The organism is Streptomyces sp. enrichment culture, assembly GCF_964273255.1.
Lineage (GTDB): Bacteria > Actinomycetota > Actinomycetes > Streptomycetales > Streptomycetaceae > Streptomyces.
Map to the genome: position 1 here is coordinate 1,373,616 of NZ_OZ186835.1, position 18,436 is coordinate 1,392,051.

Genomic DNA, 18,436 nt, shown 5'->3' on the forward strand with positions numbered 1-18,436 from the left:
GCGTGCGCCCCGCGCGGTACGCCACCTGCCCCGCCCTGTCGTCCGGAAACCCCCGGGCCGTTTCCCGCCGCCGCACCCGGACGGCCCGTGGTCCCTCGGCTCCCGTGCGGATCCCCGCGGGCTTCCTGTCGGATCGCTGTCGATGTCCCGGGGCCGCCGGGCAGCCCCTCGGCGCCGGGCGCGGCGTGCCGCAGTATGAGCGGGTGGACACCGTACGCCTGCTCGTCGTCGACGACGACCCGCCCATCGCCGACCTGGTCGCCACCGTCGCCCGCTACGAGGGCTGGCAGGCGGTCACCGCCCACTCCGGTGCCCAGGCGCTGCGTCGCGCCGCCTCGTTCCGTCCGGACATCGTGGTGCTGGACCTGATGCTGCCGGACGTCGACGGCTTCGGCGTGCTCGACCGGCTGCGCCGCTCGGGGACGATGGTGCCGGTGGTGTTCCTCACCGCCCGGGACGGCGTCGCCGACCGGGTGGCGGGACTCACCCGGGGCGGGGACGACTACCTCGTCAAGCCGTTCGCGGTGGAGGAGCTGATGGCGCGGCTGCGGACCGTGCTGCGCCGCAGTGCCGGGCCGGGACCCGGGCGGCCGGTGCTGTCGGTGGGGGACCTGACGATGGACGAGGACACCCGTGAGGTGCGGCGCGGCGAGCGGCTGCTGTCGCTGACCCCCACCGAGTACGAGGTGCTGCGCTACCTGATGCGCCGCTCGCCGGCCGTGCAGACCAAGGCGCAGATCCTCGACCACGTGTGGGAGTACGGCTTCGGCGGCCGGTCCAACGTGGTGGAGCTGGTGATCAGCCGGCTGCGGCGCAAGCTGGACGACACCGGCCCGCCGCTGATCCGGACCGTGCGGGGCTTCGGCTACGTCATACGGCAGGCCGGCGAGTGAGCCGGCGGGCGGGCGGGCCGCGCCACGTCCGCCGGCGGATACGCCTGGGCACCCGGCTGGCGCTCGGCCTCGGTGCGCTGTCGCTGGCGGTGTTCGCCGTGGTCGGCACCGCGCTGACCGCCTACATGCGGGACTACCTGGAGCAGCAGCTGGCGACCCAGCTCGAGCTGGTGCAGACCGTGCAGGCCAAGGACGCGGCGGCGCACGGCACGGTGGAGCGCAAGCCGTACTACGGCTGGTACACGGCCGTCTACGACGTCGCGGACGGCGAGGTGCGGCTGCGCAGGCCGGCGGACGTGCCCGAGGACACCCGGGCGTTCGCGGCCCTGGCGCGGACGATGGCGCACTCCGACACCGAACTCCTGCGCACCGCGCGGATCGACGGCGAGGGCACCTACCGGCTGCGCGGGTGCGAGGTCCGGCCGGGGGTGGTGCTGGTGAGCGCGGCGCCCGTGACGGACGTCGAGGAGACCGTGGAGCGGCTGATCACCGTGCAGGTCGTGGTGTTCGCGCTGGCCCTGGCGGCCCTGGTGGCGGCCGGGCGGCGGATGCTGCGGCGGGGCCTGAAGCCGCTGAGCGACATGGCGAGCACGGCGCACGGCATCGCCTCGCACGACCTGACGGAGTCCGCGGCCCGGCTGCCGCTGCGCGCCGCCGGCCGGGACGGCGGCCCGGAGGTCGCGGAGCTGCGCACCGCGTTCAACACGATGCTGGAGCACATCGACCGCTCCCTGGCGGTGCGCGCGGAGGCCGAGCAGCGGCTGCGCCGCTTCGTCGCGGACGCCTCGCACGAGCTGCGCACCCCGTTGATGTCGGTGCGGGGCTACGCGGACCTGTTCCAGTACGCGGCGGCCAACGCGCCCGGGGAACGCGAGCGGCACCTGGCGCGGCTGCGGGCCGAGGCCGCCCGGATGGGGGTGCTGCTGGACGATCTGCTGCTGCTCGCGCGGCTGGACGCGGCGGCGCCGGTGCGGGCGCGGCCGGCGGACGTGGTGGAGCTGGTCCGGCAGGCCGCCGACGCCTTCCGGGCCGGGCATCCCGGCCACCCGCTGACGGTGTCGGCGCACCCCGGCCCGCTGCGCCTGCGTCTCGACGCGGACCGGATACGGCAGGTGCTGGACAACCTCCTGACCAACGCGGCCGTGCACACCCCGCCCGGGACGCCCGTGTCGGTGACGGTGGCCGCCGGGCGGGAGGAGGTGCTGGTCCGGGTCGCCGACGAGGGGCCCGGCATCCCCGAGGAGGAGCGGGAGCGGGTCTTCGACCGCTTCTACCGCGTCGACCGGGCCCGCAGCCGCGACCGGGGCGGCAGCGGGCTCGGCCTGTCGGTGGCCCGGTCGCTGGTGCGGGCCCACGGCGGCACCGTCGAGCTGGCCGGCGGGCCGGGCGCGACGGTGTTCACGGTGCGGCTGCCCCGGGCCGGCCGCCGGGACGCGCCCGGCTGACCGGCCCGGCCCGCCGGGTGGAGGGGTCAGCCCTCCGCGGGCTGGAGCCGCAGCGCGATGCTGTTGATGCAGTAGCGCTGGTCGGTGGGGGTGGCGTAGCCCTCGCCCTCGAAGACGTGGCCGAGGTGGGAGCCGCAGCGGGCGCAGCGCACCTCGGTGCGGACCATGCCGTGGGACCGGTCCTCGACCAGCTCCACCGCCTCGGAGTCCCGCGGGTCGTAGAAGGACGGCCAGCCGCAGTGCGACTCGAACTTGGTGTCCGAGGTGAACAGCTCCGCGCCGCAGGCACGGCAGGAGTAGACGCCCTCGGTCCTGGTGTCCGTGTACTCACCGGTGAACGCCGGTTCCGTCGCCGCCTGGCGCAGCACCGCGTACTCGGACGGCGACAGTTCCGCGCGCCACTGCTCGTCCGGCTTCTCCACGTCGTACGGCATGAGGATGGGCCCTTCAGTTCGACAGACGGTCCAGGATGCGGGGGCCGAGGTCGGTGACGTCGCCCGCTCCCATGGTGAGAACCAGATCCCCGGGCTTCGCCATTCCCGCCACCACCGCCGGGACGTCCGCCGCGTCCGGGACGGGGGTGACGTCCGCGCCGGCGGCCCGTGCCGCGTCGATGATCAGCTCGCTGGTGACGCCGGGGACCGGGTCCTCGCGGGCCGGGTAGATGTCCAGCACCAGCGAGGCGTCGGCCAGGGCCAGGGCCGTGCCCATCTCGGTGCCCAGTTCGCGGGTGCGGGAGTACAGGTGCGGCTGGAAGACGACCAGGATGCGGGCGTCCCCGGCGGCCGAGCGCATGGCCTCCAGGTCGGCGGTCATCTCCGTCGGGTGGTGCGCGTAGGAGTCGATGACCTGGACGCCGGCCGCCTCGCCCTTGAGCTGCAGGCGCCGCTTGACGCCGGTGTAGGAGGCCAGGGCCGGGGCCAGTTCCGCGGCCGGGATGCCGAGCGCCACGCCCGCCGCGAGCGCGGCCACGGCGTTGTGCGCGTAGTGGCGGCCGGGGACCGAGACGGTGAAGGTGAGCGGGGTGCCGTCGAAGTCGACGGTCACCTCGCTGCGCAGGCCCTGCGGGACGACCGAGGTGACGCGCACGTCGGCGTCGGCGGACTCGCCGTAGGTGACGGTGCGCACCGAGCCGTCCAGCCGCCGGGTCAGTTCCCGCGCGCCCTCGTGGTCGGCGGAGATCACCAGGGTGCCGCCGGGGACGATGCGGCCGACGAAGGTCTCGAAGGAGGTGTGGATCTCCTCCATCGAGGCGTAGTTGGCGTGGTGGTCCAGCTCCACGTTGAGGATGATCGCCACCTCGGGCGCGTACTTGTGGAAGCTGCGGTCGGACTCGTCCGCCTCGGCGACGAAGATCTCGCCGGTGCCGTGCAGCGCGTTGGAGCCGGGCTCGTCGAGGTCGCCGCCGATCGCGTACGAGGGCTCGCGGCCGAGGGCGGACAGGGAGACGGCCAGCATGGAGGTGGTGGTGGTCTTGCCGTGGGTGCCGGCCACCGCGATCGGGCGCAGCCCGTCCATCAGGGCGGCGAGGGCGTCGGAGCGGTGGACCACCGGGATGCCCAGCGCCGCCGCGCGGGCCAGCTCCGGGTTGTCCTCGCGGATCGCCGAGGACACCACCACGCAGCTGGCGTCGTCGGCGAGGTGCTCCGCCGCGTGCCCGATGTGCACGGTGGCGCCCAGGGCGCGCAGTGCCTCGGCGGTCGCGGAGTCCTTGGCGTCGCTGCCGGCCACCCGGGCGCCGCGCTGGGCGAGGATCTTGGCGATCCCCGACATTCCGGCGCCGCCGATGCCGATGAAGTGCGGTCGGTCCATGGCGGTAGGAAGGCCGGGTGCCATGCGTGTTCTCCCCAGTGGTGCGACGGGCGGGACGACGGGACGCGCGCCCGGCGCCGGGCGCGCGTCCGTGACGGACGGGCGCCCTCGCCGGGAAGGCGCCGCCCCAGCCTATGCCTTGCTGTGGGAGAAGAGTTTCAGCACCGGTACGCCCACCTTGTGGCGGGCGCGCGAGGCCCAGTCGCGGTGGAAGAACTCCTCCACGTAGTGCGGGTCGGTCAGGACGATGACCTCGTCCGCGCCGACCTCGTCGACCAGGGTTCTCAGCGCGTCCAGCGGGTGGTCCGTCACGAGGCGTCCCCGGGCCTGGTCCCCGGAGGCGCGCAGGGCCCGCAGGGACACCTCCAGGGCGCGCTCGCCCATGCTCCTGGCCTCCTCGCCCTCCGGCGTCTCGCCCTCCCGGACGGCTTCGTCGAGTTCGCCGAGGGCGACGTCGTCGATGGCCCGCAGGAGCCGGTCCGCCTGTTCGCCGCGTGGCTGGAGCAGGACGTGGAAGGAGACCGGCTCGTCGCCGTGCAAGGTGGTGACGAACTCCACGTCGGCGGACGTCAGGGCCTTCTCGATCATCAGTACGCTTGTGAACACCAGCGCCCCTTCTCCTTCGGAGGACCGTCGGGCCCTCTCTCCTCCGAGGGGCCGGCCGCCCCCTGCGGAAACCATCCTGCCCCGTGATCGCCCGAGTACGACCGGTTTCAGTGTGCCCGTCGGCGAACCAAGCGGAACGGCGAATTCCGCTCGATCAACGGTTTCGCGGTACCTCTCGAACCCCTTTCCGGACGTGCCGGTCCCGCCCCTGCGACGGGCGGCCGGAGGCGCACGGCGCTTCCCGCACGGACGGCCGGACGGCTCACCGCGCGCCGGCCGTCCGCTCCCCCTCGCCCGGTCAGGTCGGGTCAGGCACGTGCGTAGCGGGTGAAGAGGAAGCCGTCCTCCTCCAGCATCGACTTCAGCGCGAAGCGGCGCGGAACCGTCACCGACGGCCCGCCCGCGACGCGCTGCGCGTCCCCCGCGGTGAGCATCGGCGCGAGGGTCAGGCACAGCTCGTCCAGCACCCCCGCGGCCACCAGCTGCCCCAGCAGCCGCGGTCCGCCCTCCGTCAGCAGCCGGGTGTGCCCCAGTCCGGCCAGCTCCGCCACCGTGCGGTGCGGATCGGCCCCGGCGCCCTCGCCCGCGACGACCACCCGGACCCCGGCGCGCTCGGCGGCGGCGACCCGGTCCGCGGGCGCCGCCGCGCCCGTCAGCACCAGCGTCGGCACCAGCGGCGAGACGAACAACGGCAGCGAGAAGTCCAGGTCCAGGCTCGCGCTGACCACGGCGATCGCCGGCGCGGGCCCCTGCCCCGCCGCCTGCCGGGCCGCCGCGAAGTCCGCCCGCGCGCGGGCCGGGCGGTACCCCTCCTGCCGGACCGTCTCGGCGCCGACGACCACGACGTCGGCGAGTGCCCGCAGGGTGCCGAAGATTCGCATGTCGGCCGCGCAGGAGATGGGCTGGGAGCGGCCGTCGTGCTGGGCCGCCCCGTCGAGGGTGGACACCATGTTGGCCCGCAGCCACGGCTCCCGGCCGCCCGGTCCCGGCTCCGGGTAGGCGTACGCGGCGGCCAGCTCGGCCAGGCTCCACTCCCGGCCGGCCCCGGCCGGGACCTCCTGGGCGGCCTCGCCGCCGGGCGTGCCGGAACCGCGGGCGGCACCGGCCGCACCGTCGGGAGCTGCTGTTTCGTGGGTCACAGGGAACAGGCGTCGCATGCGGTGCAGTGTTCCACGCCCCGTAGCATGGGGAACCGTGTCGTCCTCCTCCGCGTCCTCCGCCGCCGCCTCCCCATCCGGTCCTCCGACGGGCCTGGCCCCGTTGTCCCTGTGCGCCCGCGAGCCGCACGTCCCCGCGGACCGGCTGGTCGCCGAGATGGTGCCGCCGCCCCGCTTCGACGCGGTCCGGTTCGCCACGTACATACCGGACCCGAACCAGCCCAGCCAGACCGAGGCGGTGGGCGTCCTGGAGCAGTTCGCCGCCGGGCTCGGCGGCACGCCCTCCGACGGCTCCGGCAAGCGGCGGCTGTTCGGTTTCGGCAAGGCGCCCCGCAAGGCCCCGGCAGGACCGCGCGGCGTGTACCTCGACGGCGGCTACGGCGTCGGCAAGACCCACCTGCTGGCCTCCCTCTGGCACGCCACCCCCGCCGAACCCTCGCTGAAGGCGTTCGGCACGTTCGTGGAGCTGACCAACCTGGTCGGCGCCCTCGGCTTCCAGCAGACGGTCCGCACCCTCTCCGGGCACCGGCTGCTGTGCATCGACGAGTTCGAGCTCGACGACCCGGGCGACACGGTGCTCGTCTCCACCCTGCTCGGCAAGCTGGTCGAGGCGGGCGTGGCGCTGGCCGCCACCTCCAACACGCTGCCCGGCAAGCTGGGCGAGGGCCGGTTCGCCGCGGCCGACTTCCTGCGCGAGATCCAGGGCCTGTCCGCCCACTTCCGCGCCCTGCGCATCGACGGCGAGGACTACCGCCACCGCGGCCTGCCCGAGGCGCCGCCGCCGTACTCCGACGAGCTGGTCGCCGAGACCGCGCAGGCCACCGAGGGCGCCTCGCTGGACGCCTTCCCGGACCTGCTGGACCACCTGGCGAAGGTCCACCCCAGCCGCTACGGCGCGCTGACCGACGGGCTGCGCGCGGTGTGCCTGACCGGGGTCCGGCCGGTGCCGGACCAGTCGACCGCGCTGCGGCTGGTGGTCCTCGCGGACCGGCTCTACGACCGGGAGATCCCGGTCCTCGCCTCCGGGCTGCCGTTCGACCGGCTGTTCGGCGAGGAGATGCTGAAGGGCGGCTACCGCAAGAAGTACTTCCGGGCCATCTCGCGGCTCACCGCCCTGGCCCGGGACGCCGGACGCCTCACCGGGAACCGCTGAGGCCCGGACCCCCGGCCCGCCCCCTCCCCCGCCCGCTCACGCAACCGGACCGCTGCCGCCGCGGCCCGTCCCCGTCCCGCACGTCCCGCGCCATGGCCCCGCACCGCGGCCCGTGCCTATCGTGGGACGGACCGGCACCCGTGCGCGCGCACCGGCACGGACAGGACCTTCGGACGGGTGGTCGTCATGGTCGAGGAACTGCTCGCCGCGGTCGCGGCGGCGGGGGGCGCGGGCGTCGTCTACGTCGCCGCCGCGGCACGGGTCGTCAAGCAGTACGAGCGCGGGGTCGTCTTCCGCCTGGGCCGGGTGCACCGCGGCGTGCGCACCCCCGGGTTCACGATGATCGTCCCGTTCGTGGACCGGCTGCACAAGGTGAACATGCAGATCGTCACGCTGCCGGTGCCCGCCCAGGAGGGCATCACCCGGGACAACGTGACGGTGCGGGTGGACGCGGTGGTGTACTTCAAGGTGGTCGACGCCGCCGACGCCCTGGTGGAGGTCGAGGACTACCGCTTCGCCGTCTCCCAGATGGCCCAGACCTCGCTGCGCTCGATCATCGGCAAGAGCGACCTGGACGACCTGCTGTCCAACCGGGAGAAGCTCAACCAGGGCCTGGAGCTGATGATCGACAGCCCCGCCGTCGGCTGGGGCGTGCACGTCGACCGGGTCGAGATCAAGGACGTCTCCCTGCCCGAGACGATGAAGCGCTCCATGGCCCGCCAGGCCGAGGCCGACCGCGAACGCCGGGCCCGCATCATCAACGCCGACGCCGAACTCCAGGCGTCGAAGAAGCTGGCCGAGGCCGCCCAGCAGATGGAGGACACCCCCTCCGCCCTGCACCTGCGGCTGCTCCAGACGGTGGTGGCCGTCGCCGCCGAGAAGAACTCCACCCTCGTCCTGCCCTTCCCCGTCGAACTCCTGCGGTTCGTGGAGCGGGCGCAGGGCGGTCAGGCACCGCCGTCCCCCGGGGGGTGACACGTGTGCCGCGCGTGGTTCCCGCGGCCCGCGCCAAGTGATAGACACGGCGGGGTCACTGTTCCTGTCCGCCAGCAGGAAGGTTCCCCCCATGACCGAGACCGGGTCCCCGAGCACCGGTACCACCCCCGCGCCCGAGTCCGCCCCCGCGGGCTCCACACGGCGTCAACTGCTCGCCCGCTCCGGCGCGTTGGGTGTCGGCATCGCCTTCACCGGCGCACTCTCCGAACTGTTCACCGACAGCGCCTCCGCCCAGGCGCTCGGGCACGGCGGCTACGGCCCCCTGGTGCCCGACCCCGACGGCCTCCTCGACCTGCCGAAAGGTTTCCGCTATCGGGTGCTCTCCCGGGAGGGCGACCCGCTCCGCTCCGGTGAGGGGCCGGTGCCCTCCAACCACGACGGCATGGCCGCCCTCCGCGGCCGGCACGGCCGGGTGCACCTCGTGCGCAACCACGAGAACCGCCACAACGGCCGCCACCCGGTGCCGGTGATCGACGGCCTGACCTACGACCCCGAGGCCAAGGGCGGCTGCACCTCGCTGACCCTGGACGCGGCCGGCCGGGTTCGCTCGGAGCGGGTCGCCATCGCCGGTACGGCCGTCAACTGCGCGGGCGGACCGACACCCTGGAACACCTGGCTGACCTGCGAGGAGACCGAGGACAAGGCCGGCACCAACGGCTACGCCAAGGACCACGGCTTCATCTTCGAGGTCGACGGTGCCGACCCGCACCGCACCGGCGCCGTGCCGCTGACCGCGATGGGCCGCTTCCAGCACGAGGCCGTCGCCGTCGACCCCCGGCGGGGCATCGTCTACGAGACCGAGGACGCCTTCGAGCGGCCCTTCGGCCTGTTCTACCGCTTCCTGCCCCGCAAACCGCTGGGCGGCACCGGTTCGCTGCGGGCGGGCGGCCGGCTCCAGGCCATGCGGGTGCCGGGCGTGCCGGACCTGTCCTCCATCCAGGAGCCCGGGGCCCGCTTCGACGGCGTCGAGTGGGTCGACGTGCCCGATCCGCTGGCCGCCGAGACCCCCATCCGGTTCCAGGACTTCGGCCGCGGCGGCATCACCCACGCGCAGAAGCTGGAGGGCTGCTACTGGGGCGACCGGTCGGTCTACTTCGTGTCGTCGTTCGCCCGCAGCGCGGAGGGCTCGGCGGGCGACCACTACGGCCAGATCTGGCGCTACGACCCGGACCGGCACCGGCTGACCCTGGTGATCGTCTTCGGCCCGGACACGGACGTGCAGCTGCCCGGCGAGTCCCCGGACAACATCTGCCTCGCCCCGAGCGGCGGCCTGATGGTCTGCGAGGACGGCGGCGGTGCCCAGCACGTCTACGGCGTGACCCGGCGCGGAGAGGTCTACGCCCTGGCCCGCAACCGCCAGAACACCGGCACGCCCGAGGATCCGGAGTGGGGCGAGTTCGCCGGGGTCACGTTCTCCCCGGACGGCCGGACGATGTACGTCAACTGCTACGACCCGGGGACGACGTTCGCGGTGACGGGGCCCTGGCGGAGGTGACGCCCGGCCGGGGCCGGGGCACCGGGCCCCGGCCCCGCCGGCGGCCGGATCAGCCGGCCAGCACGCCGTCCATCTGCCCGACGGAGGCGCGCAGCCCCTCCACCATGCCCATGCCGGCGAGCCGCTCCATCTGCTCGCGGGTGTCGAAGACCGACCGCAGTTCCATCCGGGTGCCGCCGTCCCGCCCGGTGAGCGTCATCCGCACGGCCGTGGTCGGCATCTCGGGGTCGGGCCTGCCCTCCGCGTCGGAGAAGCCGTCGGTGAACTCCAGGACGGTGGGCGGGGTGACGGAGGTGATCCGCCACCAGCCGCCGAACTTCTCGCCCTCGGGGCCGGTCATGAAGTACCGGACCTCCCCGCCGGGCGTCAGGTCGTGCTCCTCGAACGTCGCCGGGTAGGCCGGCGGGCCCCACCAGCGCTCCAGCCGCCGCGGGTCGGCCCACAGCTCCCAGACCCGCTCGACCGGGGCGGTGAAGTCCGCGATCACGGTCAGGGTCAGCCCGTCGAGGTCCTTGTCCACGCTCGTCACGGTCATCTCCGGTGTCCTTTCGTCGTGCCGCCGCCGGAACCGGGGTCCGGTCCGGGGTGCGGTGTGGGGTCCGGTCCTGGTGGTCCGGCCGCGTCCGGGCCGCCGGCCAGCAGGTCCGTCATCCGGTCCACCCGGCCCCGCCAGGCGGTCGCCAGGTCGTCGAGCGCCCGGCGCGCACGGTCCACCGCGGCGGGGTCGGTGCGCACCAGCTGCTCCCGGCCCTGCCGCCGCTTGGTGACCAGCCCGGCCCGCTCCAGCACGGTGACGTGCTTCTGCACCGCGGCGAAGCTCATCGGGTACGCCCCGGCGAGACGCGACACGGACAGCTCGTCCCCTCCGCAGCGCCGGAGGATGTCGCGCCGCGTCGCGTCGGACAGGGCCCTGAGCATCCGGTCCACGCTCGCGTCGGCCGGCCCGTCGGCTCCCGCGGTCCCTGCGGCTTCCTCATGTACAACCATTTGGTTGTACGTTATGCCCGACCGCTCCCGGCCACAACCGCACCCGCCGGGCCACTGAAATCCCCCGCAGCGGGGTACTCGGCGCCCATGACGGACAACCAGCAGGTCAGCGGCTCGTACTGGATCGAGACCGCACCGGGCGACCGGTACCCCGCACTGACCGACGACCTCGAGGTGGACGTGGCCGTGATCGGCGGCGGGATCGCCGGGCTGTGCACCGCCTGGGAGCTGACCCGGGCCGGACGCAGCGTCGCGGTGCTGGAGGCCGGGCGGATCGCGGCCGGGGTCACCGGCCACACCACCGCCAAGATCACCGCCCAGCACACGCTGATCTACGACAAGCTGCGCCGCACGCGGGGCGCCGAGGGGGCGCGGCTCTACGCCCGCTCGCAGTCGGAGGCGATCGAGCACACCGCCGACGTCGTCGCGGAGCTGGGCATCGACTGCGACTGGGAGCGCCGCAGCGCCTACACGTTCGTCCGCGACCGCGGCCGGGTGGAGGAACTGCAGGCCGAGGCGCGCGCCGCCCGGGAGGCGGGCCTGCCGGCCTCGTTCGTGACGGAGACCGGGCTGCCCTTCCCGGTCGCGGGCGCCGTCGAGGTGACCGGCGGGGCGCAGTTCCATCCGCGCTCCTACCTGCTGGCCCTCGCCCGTGACCTGGTCGCCCGGGGCGGACGCATCCTGGAGGACACCACCGTCACCGGTCTCGACGAGGGCGGCCCCTGCCGGGTGTCCACCGCGAACGGGCCCACGGTGACCGCCCGCGACGTCGTCGTCGCCACGCACTACCCGATCTTCGACCGGGCCCTGCTGTTCGCCCGTCTCTCGCCGCGCCGCGAACTGGTCGTCGCCGGCACCCTGCCGACGGAGCAGGACCCCGGGGGCATGTACATCACGCCGGACGAGAACACCCGCTCGGTGCGCACCGCCCCCTACGGGGAGGACGCCGCCCGGCGCCTGCTGGTGATCACCGGCGAGCACTTCACCCCGGGTACCGGCGACACCCGGGAGGGGTTCGAGCGGCTCACCGACTGGACCCGCGAGCACTTCCCCGACGCCCGGATCACCCACCGCTGGGCCACCCAGGACAACACGCCCACCGACACCGTCCCCCTCGTCGGCCCCCTGCACCACGGAGCCCGGCACTCCTACGTCGCCACCGGCTTCAACGGCTGGGGCATGAGCGGCGGCATGATGGCGGGCCTGCTGCTCACCGCGCAGATCACCGGCGAGGAGTGCGCGTGGAGCGGGCTGTACGACCCGCGCCGGCTGGCACCGGCGGTGCGCGAGGCACCGTCCTTCCTGCGGACCCAGGCCGAGGTGGCCCGGCACTTCGTGGGCGACCGGCTGCGCCCCTCGCCGCCGGTGGAGTCCCTGCCGCCGGGCGAGGGAGCGGTCGTCCGCGTGGACGGTCACCGGCTCGCCGTGTACCGGGACGAGCAGGGTTCGCTGCACGCGGTCTCGGCCCGCTGCACCCACCTGGGCTGCCTGGTCGACTTCAACCCGGCGGAACGCGCCTGGGAGTGCCCGTGCCACGGCTCCCGCTTCGGCACCGACGGCAAAGTCATCCAGGGCCCGGCGACGAAGCCGCTGGAGCAGCGGGACATCTGAGACCCGCAGACCCGCCCGGATCCTGGCGGCCCCGGGCGGCCGGGGCGCCCGGCGGCCTTACCGCCCCGGGGTTCCGGTACGGCCGCCCGGAGGCGGCGGGCGGCCTCCCCGCGCGTGCGCCGGGGCCGGTCGGGTGATCCCGGCCCGTGGCGGGGCCCGGGTCGGCGCGGGCGCCGGGCATCCGCTCCTACGTTCATACGGTGATCACACCAGTACGACGTCACGTGACCGCCGTCTGTGTCCTGGCCGCCGCCCTGGCCGCCTGCGCCGGCCCCCCGTCGGCGTCCGAGGTGCGGCCCGCCCGTCCCGCGTCCAGCGCCGCCCCGGACGCCTCGCAGCGGCCCCCGGCCCAGCGGCCCACCCTGGCCCCCGGCCCGGCGGGGCTGACGCCGGTGTTCGAGAACGCCCCGCGTTCCGGCGGACGGACCGTCGCCCTCACCTTCGACGCCGACATGACCGCCGACCAGGGCCCGAGGGCGGCGGCCGGGGAGCGGTTCGACCATCCCGCGCTCATCGACACCCTGCGCAGGCTCCGGGTCCCGGCCACGGTCTTCATGACCGGCCGGTGGGCCGAGGAGTACCCGGAACAGGCCCGCGCCCTCGGCCGCGACCCGCTGTTCGAGGTCGCCAACCACTCCTACAGCCACTACGCCTTCACCGAGGACTGCTACGGCCTGCCCACCGTCCCGCGCGAGCGGATGCGGGCCGACGTGGAGCGGGCCTACGCGGCGTTCCGCGAGGTCGGCGTCGCCGACCCGATGCCGTACTTCCGCTTCCCCGGCGGCTGCTACGACCGCGCGGCGCTGAAGGCCCTCACGCCGACCGGCGTCACGGCCGTGCAGTGGGACGTGGTGGGCGGCGATGCCTTCGCCACGGACCCCGACGCGGTGGCCCGGCAGGTGCTGGAGGGCGTCCGCCCGGGTTCGGTCGTGGTCCTGCACTGCACGCGCAGCGCCGCCCCGGCGACCGAGCGGGCGGTCCGCACGATCGTCCCCGAACTGCGTGAACGGGGCTACCGCTTCGTCAAGGTCTCCGACCTCATCGCCGCCCGGGCCGGCCGCGGCTGACGTCCTACGCTGGACTCATGACCGACACCGACACCGACACCGGCAGCCGTCCCGACCCCGGCTCCGACTACTGCCTGATCGACGCGTCCCGGCCGCCCCGGGCGGACGGCCCGCCGTACGCGGAGTGCGTGCTGTGCCGGCAGCCGACGGAGTACCCCGAGTCCTACAAGGGCATCACCCTCTGCCCGGTCTGCGAGTGGCGCGAGGCCGAGCGGACTTCCTGTTCGGGCTGACGGAGCGGTCCGCCGGCTTGGCAGACTGGGTCCGTGAGCACCGACCAGAAGCCCGCCGACAGCCCCTTCCGTCACGCCCCGTCCGACCGCGACACCGCGCCGCAGTTCGTCCTGCCCCTCGTGGTCCGCATCGAACGGTCCGCGCCGCCGGCCCGCACCGACGCGCTGGAGACGGCCGCGCGCGCCGTCCTGCTGATGCTGACCGACGAGCGTTCGGCGGGCGAGGGCGAGTGGGCCGGGGCCATGCGTTCCTGGCAGGACGGCCGGATCCGCAAGGTGGTGCGCCGGGCCCGCGGCGCCGAGTGGCGGCGTGCCGAGGCCCTGCCGGGCCTCACGGTGACCGGGGCGTCGGCCGAGGTCCGCGTCTTCCCGCCGGTCCCGCTCGACGGGTGGCCCAAGGACCTGGCCCGCCTCCAGGTCTCCGGCACCGACCTGGACGATCCGCAGGCGCCCGCGCCCGTGGACCCGGCCGTCCCGGTGCTGTGGCTCAACCCGGACCTGGACATGTCGGCCGGGAAGGCCATGGCCCAGGCGGGTCACGCGGCCCAGCTCGCGTGGTGGGAGCTCGGCGGCGACGACCGCGCCGCCTGGCACGCCGAGGGCTACCCGCTCGCCGTCCGCACCGCCGGCCCGTCCCAGTGGGAAGCCCTCCTCGCGAGCCGCCTCCCCCGTGTCCGTGACGCCGGCTTCACCGAGATCGCGCCCGGTTCCTGCACCCTCGTGGCGGAGCACCCCGCACTGCGGTGACCGGAGCGTCCGAGGGCCGGACCGTCCGGGGACCGGCCCGTCCGAGGGCCGGACCGTCCGAGGGCCGCCGGGTCCCGGACGGACCAGTCACCTCCGCAGAAGCCTCCGGACGCCTCACGTCCCAGCAGTCCCCGCCCCGCCCTGCCCCGCAGGCCGCGGGGCTTCCTCGTGCGCCGCCCCCATCCCCGGCAGGCCCGTCCGGCGCCGGGCCCCGTCCGGACCGCCCTGACGTTCCCGACCGGGTGACCCCGGCTGACCGGCCCGCCGGACCACCCCCGTCGCCCCCCGTCGCCACCCCCGCGGGCCGCCCGGACGGGTCAACCGCATGTGCGTACGCCGTACCGCAGGGTGACAGTGAACAACGTGACAGAACCTGGCGAGCGACGGCGCGGCACGTCCGCGCGGACCACCACGCGTGACCCCGAGGTCCGTCATGCCCGGGACGCGGCCCAGCGCGCGGCCGAGCAGCTCGGCGACCTGATCCGCCACCGCCTGGAGGGCGTGTCCGCGGTCCGCCGCGACGAGGACGACGGCTGGACCGTGCACGTGGACGTGCTGGAAGTGGCCCGCATCCCGGACACCACCAGTCTCCTCGCCACCTACGAGGTGGGAATCGACCGGGCGGGGGACCTGCTCCGGTACCGGCGGATCGCGCGCTACCGGCGCGGTGCCCAGGACCAGTGAGCGGTGCCCCGGCCCGTGACCGGAAGGACGACCGCATGATCACCTACGACGACGAGGTCGTCTGCGCGCCCCGCGCCGGAACCCTCTACGACGTTCTCGAACTCATCCTCGACCGCGGCATGGTGATCGACGTCTTCGTGCGCGTCTCCCTGGTCGGCATCGAGATCCTCAAGGTGGACGCCCGCATCGTGGTCGCGAGCGTGGACACCTACCTGCGCTTCGCCGAGGCGTGCAACCGCCTCGACCTGGAGCACGACGTGCGGTCCAAGACGGTGCCGGAGCTGTTCGGCGGTCCGGTCGCCAAGTCGGTCGGCAAGGGCGCCGCCCGCGGGGTCCGGCGCAAGGCGCACTCGCTCACCGACAAGGTGCGCGACGCCCTCACCCCCGAGGAGTCCGACGATCCGGAGGACGCCGTCGAGGAGGAGCCGGAGGCGCGCTCCCGCGCCCGGGAGCGCGAGGAGCGTTCCCGGGCCCCGCAGCGCGCCCGCAGCCGGCCGGCCGCCCGTTCCCGCGACGACGACGGTGACGGCGACGACCGTCCGCGTTCCCGCCCCCGCCGGCGCACGGAGACCGAGGAGGAGTGACCATGCCCACCACCACCGCCGCGACCACCGCCGAGGACACCCTGTACGTCTACGGCATCGCGCCCGCCGGTGTCCGTGCCCCCCGCCGGCCCGGAGTGGACGGCGCCCCGGTGCGGCTGCTGACCAAGGCGGGGCTGTGCGCGGCGGTGTCGGCCGCGCCCGCGCAGCTGCGCCCCCGGCGCCGCGACCTGCTGGCCCACCAGGCGGTCCTGGAGGAACTGGCCGCCCAGGGACCGCTGTTGCCCATGCGGTTCGCGGTGCTCAGCCCCGGCTCCGACACCCTGCTCGGGCAGCTGCGCGACGACGCCGACCGGCTGACGCGGCAACTGGCCGAGCTGCGCGGGCGCGTGGAACTCAACGTCAAGGGCACGGTCGTGCTCGGCTGCTTCGCCGACCTGGTGCGGCGCGACGAGGGACTGCGCGACCTGGCCCGCCGCACCCGGCGCCGGCCCGACTACGAGGCCAACGTCCGGCTGGGCGAGGCGATCGCGCGGGGCGTCCGCCGCGAGGCGCGGCGCGCGGCACGGGACGTCCTCGCCCGCCTCACTCCGTTCGCCGAGCGGACGGTGCACGGCACCACCGACGACGAGCAGGTGCTGAGCACCTCGTTCCTGCTGCCCGCCGCCGAGGAGGCCCGGTTCCGGGAGGCGGTGGCGGAAGCGGCCGGCGCCTGCGGGGACCGGCTGACGCTCCAGGTGACCGGCCCGCTGCCCTGCTACAGCTTCGTCGAACCGCGCCCCGCGCCGGACGGGCGGTGACGCGGTGGGCCTCGTGACCGGTCTCCTGCTGCTGCCGCTGGCGCCCGTGCGGGGCACGGCGTGGATCGCCGACCACCTCCTGGAGGAGGCCCGCCGCCTGCACCACGACCCGCGGGCCGTGCAGGCCCGCCTGAGCGCCCTCAACCGGGCCCTGGACGCGGGCGAGATCGACGAGGACACCTTCGAACGGGAGGAGGAGCGCCTGCTGACGCTCCTGGAACGCCCGGCCCACCACTCCGGCCGCCGCGCCGTGCGTACCACCGCGACCGCACCCGCCGCCCTCTCGGCCGGTGCCCGTCGCCGTCCGGGGAGGCCGCGATGACCGCGCTCGAGCACGGCCACACGTTCGCCGGGACCGAGCCGTACGGTCCTCCCTCCGGCAGCCTCGCCGACCTCCTCGAACGGGTGCTGGACAAGGGCGTCGTCATCGCCGGCGACATCAAGATCGACCTGCTGGACATCGAACTCCTCACCATCCGGCTGCGCCTGTTCATCGCGTCGGTGGACACCGCGAAGAAGGCGGGCATCGACTGGTGGGAGACCGACCCGGCGCTGTCGTCCCGGGCCGCGCGGGACGCGCTCGCCGAGGAGAACGCACAGTTGAGGGCGCGGCTCGAAGCACTGGAGGAGTCCGTGGGACAGACACCGGAGGCCGTCGGTGAGTGACCGTGACCTCCCCGGCGGACCGGAACCGGACGTGCTGGTCTGCGCGTTCGCCGTCACCCGTACTCCGCCGGACACCGCCGCGCCGGACACCGCGGCCGGTCACGAGGAGGGCGGTCCGCTGCGCGTGCTGCGCGCCGGGGAGCTGAGCCTCGTCGTGCAGGACGTCCCCGCCGCCCTGTTCGGCCGGGAGGCGCTGACGGAGCGGCTCAACCGGCCCGACGAGCTGGAGCGCTGTGCCCGCGCCCACCACCGCGCCGTCGAGGCGGCGTACGGGGCGGGGCGCGGCCCCGTCGTGCCGCTGCCGCTGGCCACCCTGTACCGCGGCGACCGCGGCGCCCGTGCGGCCCTCGCCCGCCGGGAAGCGCAGCTGGGTGCCCTGCTGGACCGGTTGCGCCACCGCACGGAGTGGGTGGTGAAGGTGCACGCCGCCGACCGGGCGCCCCGGTCTCCCGGCGGCCCCGCCCCCGACGGTGCGGCGGCCGGCGGGCGGGCCTACCTCAGCCGGGCCAGCTCCCGGCACCGCGACCGGCAGGACGCCCACGGCCGGGCGCTGGCCGCGGCGGAGGCCGTCGACGCCTCGCTGCGCGCGTACGCCGTCGCGGCCGTGCGGCACCGCCCGCAGGACGAGCGGCTGACCGGCCGCAGCGCCCCCCAGCTCCTCAACGCCGCCTACCTGGTCGACGACGCGGAGCGCGCCCGGTTCACCGCCGCCCTCGCCCGGCTCACCGCGGACGGGCCGTGCCGCGGCGCCCGGGTCGAGGCGTCCGGACCGTGGATCCCGTACTCCTTCGCCCGCTGGGAGGACCCGCCGGGCGGCCCGGGAGCGGGCCATGGCCCGGCCGAGGGCACCGCACGTCCCGCACACCGGGGAGTTCCCGCGTGACCGCCGTGGACCCGCGGACCCCCGGCCCGGCTCCGGTGCCGTGGGACACCCCCGCCCCGTACGCCCCGGCCGGTGTGCCCCTGGTGGACCTCCTGGACCGCGTGCTGGCCACCGGCGTCGTGGTCAGCGGGGACCTGGTGCTGGCCATCGCCGACGTGCCCCTGGTGCGGATCTCGCTGCACGCCCTGCTGGCCTCGGTGAGCGAACGCGTCCCCGCCCCCTGGCCGGACAGCGGGCCGCTGTGACGGCGCCCCGGGACCGCACCCTCGACCTGGACCCCGAGCGGGTCACGAACGACCTCGCCGCCCTGGTGCTCACCGTCGTGGAACTGCTGCGCCAGCTCATGGAGCGGCAGGCCGTGCGCCGCTTCGACGAGGGAACCCTGACCGCCGAACAGGAGGACCGGCTGGGGACGGCGTTGATGCTGCTCGACCGGCGCATGGACGAGCTGTGCGCGCAGCACGGCCTGACCCGCGCCGACCTCAACCTCGACCTCGGCCCCCTGGGGATGCTCCTCTCCGACGAATCGGGGGACTGAACGCCCGGCCATGGGCCACACTGGGTCGGTCCGTGCCGCCGCTTTCGGCCACCAAGAACGGATTTGACTGTCAATGGGGAATGACCCTCATTGGCCTCTACACGTTCTCCCCCATGCCATC

Annotated in this window: 23 protein-coding genes; 17 read left to right on the forward strand and 6 right to left on the reverse strand. The window is 75.0% G+C overall.

The features are described from left to right. The first annotated feature begins 203 nt into the window (after positions 1 to 203). On the forward strand, positions 204 to 893 hold the full coding sequence (locus tag ACSU53_RS05970) for a response regulator transcription factor (protein ID WP_437025294.1): 690 nt from the start codon (positions 204 to 206) through the stop codon (positions 891 to 893). Continuing rightward, the gene (locus ACSU53_RS05975; RefSeq protein ID WP_437025296.1) at positions 890 to 2,338 is read left to right on the forward strand and encodes a sensor histidine kinase; all 1,449 of its coding nucleotides are present in this window, start codon (positions 890 to 892) and stop codon (positions 2,336 to 2,338) included. Before ACSU53_RS05970 ends, ACSU53_RS05975 begins: the two co-directional genes overlap by 4 nt. 26 nt (positions 2,339 to 2,364) lie before the next feature. On the opposite strand, the gene msrB is transcribed toward ACSU53_RS05975, so the two are convergent. The 4 genes from msrB to ACSU53_RS05995 form a co-directional block, all read right to left on the reverse strand. Beyond that, positions 2,365 to 2,772 (reverse strand): peptide-methionine (R)-S-oxide reductase MsrB, encoded by a 408-nt coding sequence (msrB, locus tag ACSU53_RS05980; RefSeq protein ID WP_437025298.1) that lies wholly within the window; start codon positions 2,770 to 2,772, stop codon positions 2,365 to 2,367. A gap of 13 nt (positions 2,773 to 2,785) precedes the next feature. Beyond that, positions 2,786 to 4,174, reverse strand: coding sequence for a UDP-N-acetylmuramate--L-alanine ligase (gene murC / locus ACSU53_RS05985; protein ID WP_437025299.1), 1,389 nt, complete (start codon positions 4,172 to 4,174; stop codon positions 2,786 to 2,788). Positions 4,175 to 4,282: 108 nt separating this feature from the next. Then, a complete protein-coding gene (locus ACSU53_RS05990) occupies positions 4,283 to 4,756 on the reverse strand; it encodes an indole-3-glycerol phosphate synthase (RefSeq protein ID WP_437025301.1) in 474 nt (157 codons plus the stop codon). Positions 4,757 to 5,064: 308 nt separating this feature from the next. Then, complete coding sequence (locus ACSU53_RS05995) at positions 5,065 to 5,913, reverse strand: pyrimidine reductase family protein (RefSeq protein ID WP_437025303.1); 849 nt, start codon at positions 5,911 to 5,913, stop codon at positions 5,065 to 5,067. Between ACSU53_RS05995 and zapE the strand changes: the two genes are divergently transcribed. From zapE to ACSU53_RS06010, 3 genes are all read left to right on the forward strand, one after another. Then, complete coding sequence (zapE, locus tag ACSU53_RS06000; protein ID WP_437025305.1) at positions 5,912 to 7,066, forward strand: cell division protein ZapE; 1,155 nt, start codon at positions 5,912 to 5,914, stop codon at positions 7,064 to 7,066. The two genes, ACSU53_RS05995 and zapE, sit on opposite strands and share 2 nt — an antisense overlap. A 186-nt stretch (positions 7,067 to 7,252) precedes the next feature. Beyond that, positions 7,253 to 8,041 carry a slipin family protein gene (locus ACSU53_RS06005; protein WP_437033045.1) on the forward strand — a complete coding sequence of 263 codons (789 nt, stop codon included), beginning with the start codon at positions 7,253 to 7,255 and terminating at the stop codon, positions 8,039 to 8,041. A 91-nt stretch (positions 8,042 to 8,132) separates the two neighbouring features. Further along, positions 8,133 to 9,557: an alkaline phosphatase PhoX gene (locus ACSU53_RS06010; RefSeq protein ID WP_437025307.1), complete on the forward strand. Its 1,425-nt coding sequence runs from the start codon at positions 8,133 to 8,135 to the stop codon at positions 9,555 to 9,557. A 49-nt stretch (positions 9,558 to 9,606) separates the two neighbouring features. Here ACSU53_RS06010 and ACSU53_RS06015 read toward each other — a convergent pair whose 3' ends face one another. Together ACSU53_RS06015 and ACSU53_RS06020 are read right to left on the reverse strand one after the other, a co-directional pair. Continuing rightward, the gene (locus ACSU53_RS06015; RefSeq protein ID WP_437025308.1) at positions 9,607 to 10,092 is read right to left on the reverse strand and encodes an SRPBCC family protein; all 486 of its coding nucleotides are present in this window, start codon (positions 10,090 to 10,092) and stop codon (positions 9,607 to 9,609) included. Further along, positions 10,089 to 10,544, reverse strand: coding sequence for an ArsR/SmtB family transcription factor (locus ACSU53_RS06020; protein WP_437025310.1), 456 nt, complete (start codon positions 10,542 to 10,544; stop codon positions 10,089 to 10,091). Before ACSU53_RS06020 ends, ACSU53_RS06015 begins: the two co-directional genes overlap by 4 nt. 87 nt (positions 10,545 to 10,631) lie before the next feature. Between ACSU53_RS06020 and ACSU53_RS06025 the strand changes: the two genes are divergently transcribed. The 12 genes from ACSU53_RS06025 to ACSU53_RS06080 all read left to right on the forward strand — a co-directional run bounded on the left by ACSU53_RS06025 (position 10,632) and on the right by ACSU53_RS06080 (position 18,315). Then, complete coding sequence (locus ACSU53_RS06025; RefSeq protein ID WP_437025312.1) at positions 10,632 to 12,155, forward strand: FAD-dependent oxidoreductase; 1,524 nt, start codon at positions 10,632 to 10,634, stop codon at positions 12,153 to 12,155. Between the two features lie 200 nt (positions 12,156 to 12,355). Then, entirely contained in the window at positions 12,356 to 13,222 is an 867-nt protein-coding gene (locus tag ACSU53_RS06030; RefSeq protein WP_437025314.1) for a polysaccharide deacetylase family protein, read from the forward strand. Positions 13,223 to 13,239: 17 nt separating this feature from the next. Beyond that, positions 13,240 to 13,455 carry a hypothetical protein gene (locus tag ACSU53_RS06035; RefSeq protein WP_437025316.1) on the forward strand — a complete coding sequence of 72 codons (216 nt, stop codon included), beginning with the start codon at positions 13,240 to 13,242 and terminating at the stop codon, positions 13,453 to 13,455. 33 nt (positions 13,456 to 13,488) lie between these two features. Beyond that, on the forward strand, positions 13,489 to 14,202 hold the full coding sequence (locus tag ACSU53_RS06040; RefSeq protein ID WP_437025318.1) for a peptidyl-tRNA hydrolase: 714 nt from the start codon (positions 13,489 to 13,491) through the stop codon (positions 14,200 to 14,202). Between the two features lie 363 nt (positions 14,203 to 14,565). Continuing rightward, entirely contained in the window at positions 14,566 to 14,886 is a 321-nt protein-coding gene (gene gvpO / locus ACSU53_RS06045; protein ID WP_437025320.1) for a gas vesicle protein GvpO, read from the forward strand. A 35-nt stretch (positions 14,887 to 14,921) separates the two neighbouring features. Next, positions 14,922 to 15,470 (forward strand): gas vesicle structural protein GvpA, encoded by a 549-nt coding sequence (locus ACSU53_RS06050; RefSeq protein ID WP_437025321.1) that lies wholly within the window; start codon positions 14,922 to 14,924, stop codon positions 15,468 to 15,470. Between the two features lie 2 nt (positions 15,471 to 15,472). Continuing rightward, a complete protein-coding gene (locus ACSU53_RS06055) occupies positions 15,473 to 16,228 on the forward strand; it encodes a GvpL/GvpF family gas vesicle protein (protein ID WP_437025323.1) in 756 nt (251 codons plus the stop codon). Positions 16,229 to 16,232: 4 nt separating this feature from the next. After that, on the forward strand, positions 16,233 to 16,550 hold the full coding sequence (locus ACSU53_RS06060) for a gas vesicle protein GvpG (protein WP_437025326.1): 318 nt from the start codon (positions 16,233 to 16,235) through the stop codon (positions 16,548 to 16,550). Further along, a complete protein-coding gene (locus tag ACSU53_RS06065; protein WP_437025328.1) occupies positions 16,547 to 16,894 on the forward strand; it encodes a gas vesicle protein in 348 nt (115 codons plus the stop codon). Before ACSU53_RS06060 ends, ACSU53_RS06065 begins: the two co-directional genes overlap by 4 nt. Continuing rightward, positions 16,887 to 17,777 carry a GvpL/GvpF family gas vesicle protein gene (locus ACSU53_RS06070; RefSeq protein WP_437025330.1) on the forward strand — a complete coding sequence of 297 codons (891 nt, stop codon included), beginning with the start codon at positions 16,887 to 16,889 and terminating at the stop codon, positions 17,775 to 17,777. The genes ACSU53_RS06065 and ACSU53_RS06070 overlap by 8 nt, the downstream gene beginning before the upstream one ends. 35 nt (positions 17,778 to 17,812) lie before the next feature. Further along, the gene (locus ACSU53_RS06075; protein WP_437033047.1) at positions 17,813 to 18,022 is read left to right on the forward strand and encodes a gas vesicle protein; all 210 of its coding nucleotides are present in this window, start codon (positions 17,813 to 17,815) and stop codon (positions 18,020 to 18,022) included. Continuing rightward, positions 18,019 to 18,315, forward strand: a complete 297-nt coding sequence (locus ACSU53_RS06080) for a gas vesicle protein K (protein WP_437025332.1) — start codon at positions 18,019 to 18,021, stop codon at positions 18,313 to 18,315. Before ACSU53_RS06075 ends, ACSU53_RS06080 begins: the two co-directional genes overlap by 4 nt. Positions 18,316 to 18,436: the final 121 nt, after the last annotated feature.

Excerpts from the sequence above, each read along its gene's own strand:
- msrB (WP_437025298.1), bottom strand. The coding sequence starts at position 2,772 with ATGCCGTACGACGTGGAGAAGCCGGACGAGCAGTGGCGCGCGGAACTG.
- murC (WP_437025299.1), bottom strand. The coding sequence starts at position 4,174 with ATGGCACCCGGCCTTCCTACCGCCATGGACCGACCGCACTTCATCGGC.
- zapE (WP_437025305.1), top strand. The coding sequence starts at position 5,912 with ATGCGGTGCAGTGTTCCACGCCCCGTAGCATGGGGAACCGTGTCGTCC.
- ACSU53_RS05995 (WP_437025303.1), bottom strand. The coding sequence starts at position 5,913 with ATGCGACGCCTGTTCCCTGTGACCCACGAAACAGCAGCTCCCGACGGT.
- ACSU53_RS06005 (WP_437033045.1), top strand. The coding sequence starts at position 7,253 with ATGGTCGAGGAACTGCTCGCCGCGGTCGCGGCGGCGGGGGGCGCGGGC.
- ACSU53_RS06010 (WP_437025307.1), top strand. The coding sequence starts at position 8,133 with ATGACCGAGACCGGGTCCCCGAGCACCGGTACCACCCCCGCGCCCGAG.
- ACSU53_RS06015 (WP_437025308.1), bottom strand. The coding sequence starts at position 10,092 with ATGACCGTGACGAGCGTGGACAAGGACCTCGACGGGCTGACCCTGACC.
- ACSU53_RS06020 (WP_437025310.1), bottom strand. The coding sequence starts at position 10,544 with ATGGTTGTACATGAGGAAGCCGCAGGGACCGCGGGAGCCGACGGGCCG.
- ACSU53_RS06025 (WP_437025312.1), top strand. The coding sequence starts at position 10,632 with ATGACGGACAACCAGCAGGTCAGCGGCTCGTACTGGATCGAGACCGCA.
- ACSU53_RS06035 (WP_437025316.1), top strand. The coding sequence starts at position 13,240 with ATGACCGACACCGACACCGACACCGGCAGCCGTCCCGACCCCGGCTCC.
- ACSU53_RS06050 (WP_437025321.1), top strand. The coding sequence starts at position 14,922 with ATGATCACCTACGACGACGAGGTCGTCTGCGCGCCCCGCGCCGGAACC.
- ACSU53_RS06055 (WP_437025323.1), top strand. The coding sequence starts at position 15,473 with ATGCCCACCACCACCGCCGCGACCACCGCCGAGGACACCCTGTACGTC.
- ACSU53_RS06065 (WP_437025328.1), top strand. The coding sequence starts at position 16,547 with ATGACCGCGCTCGAGCACGGCCACACGTTCGCCGGGACCGAGCCGTAC.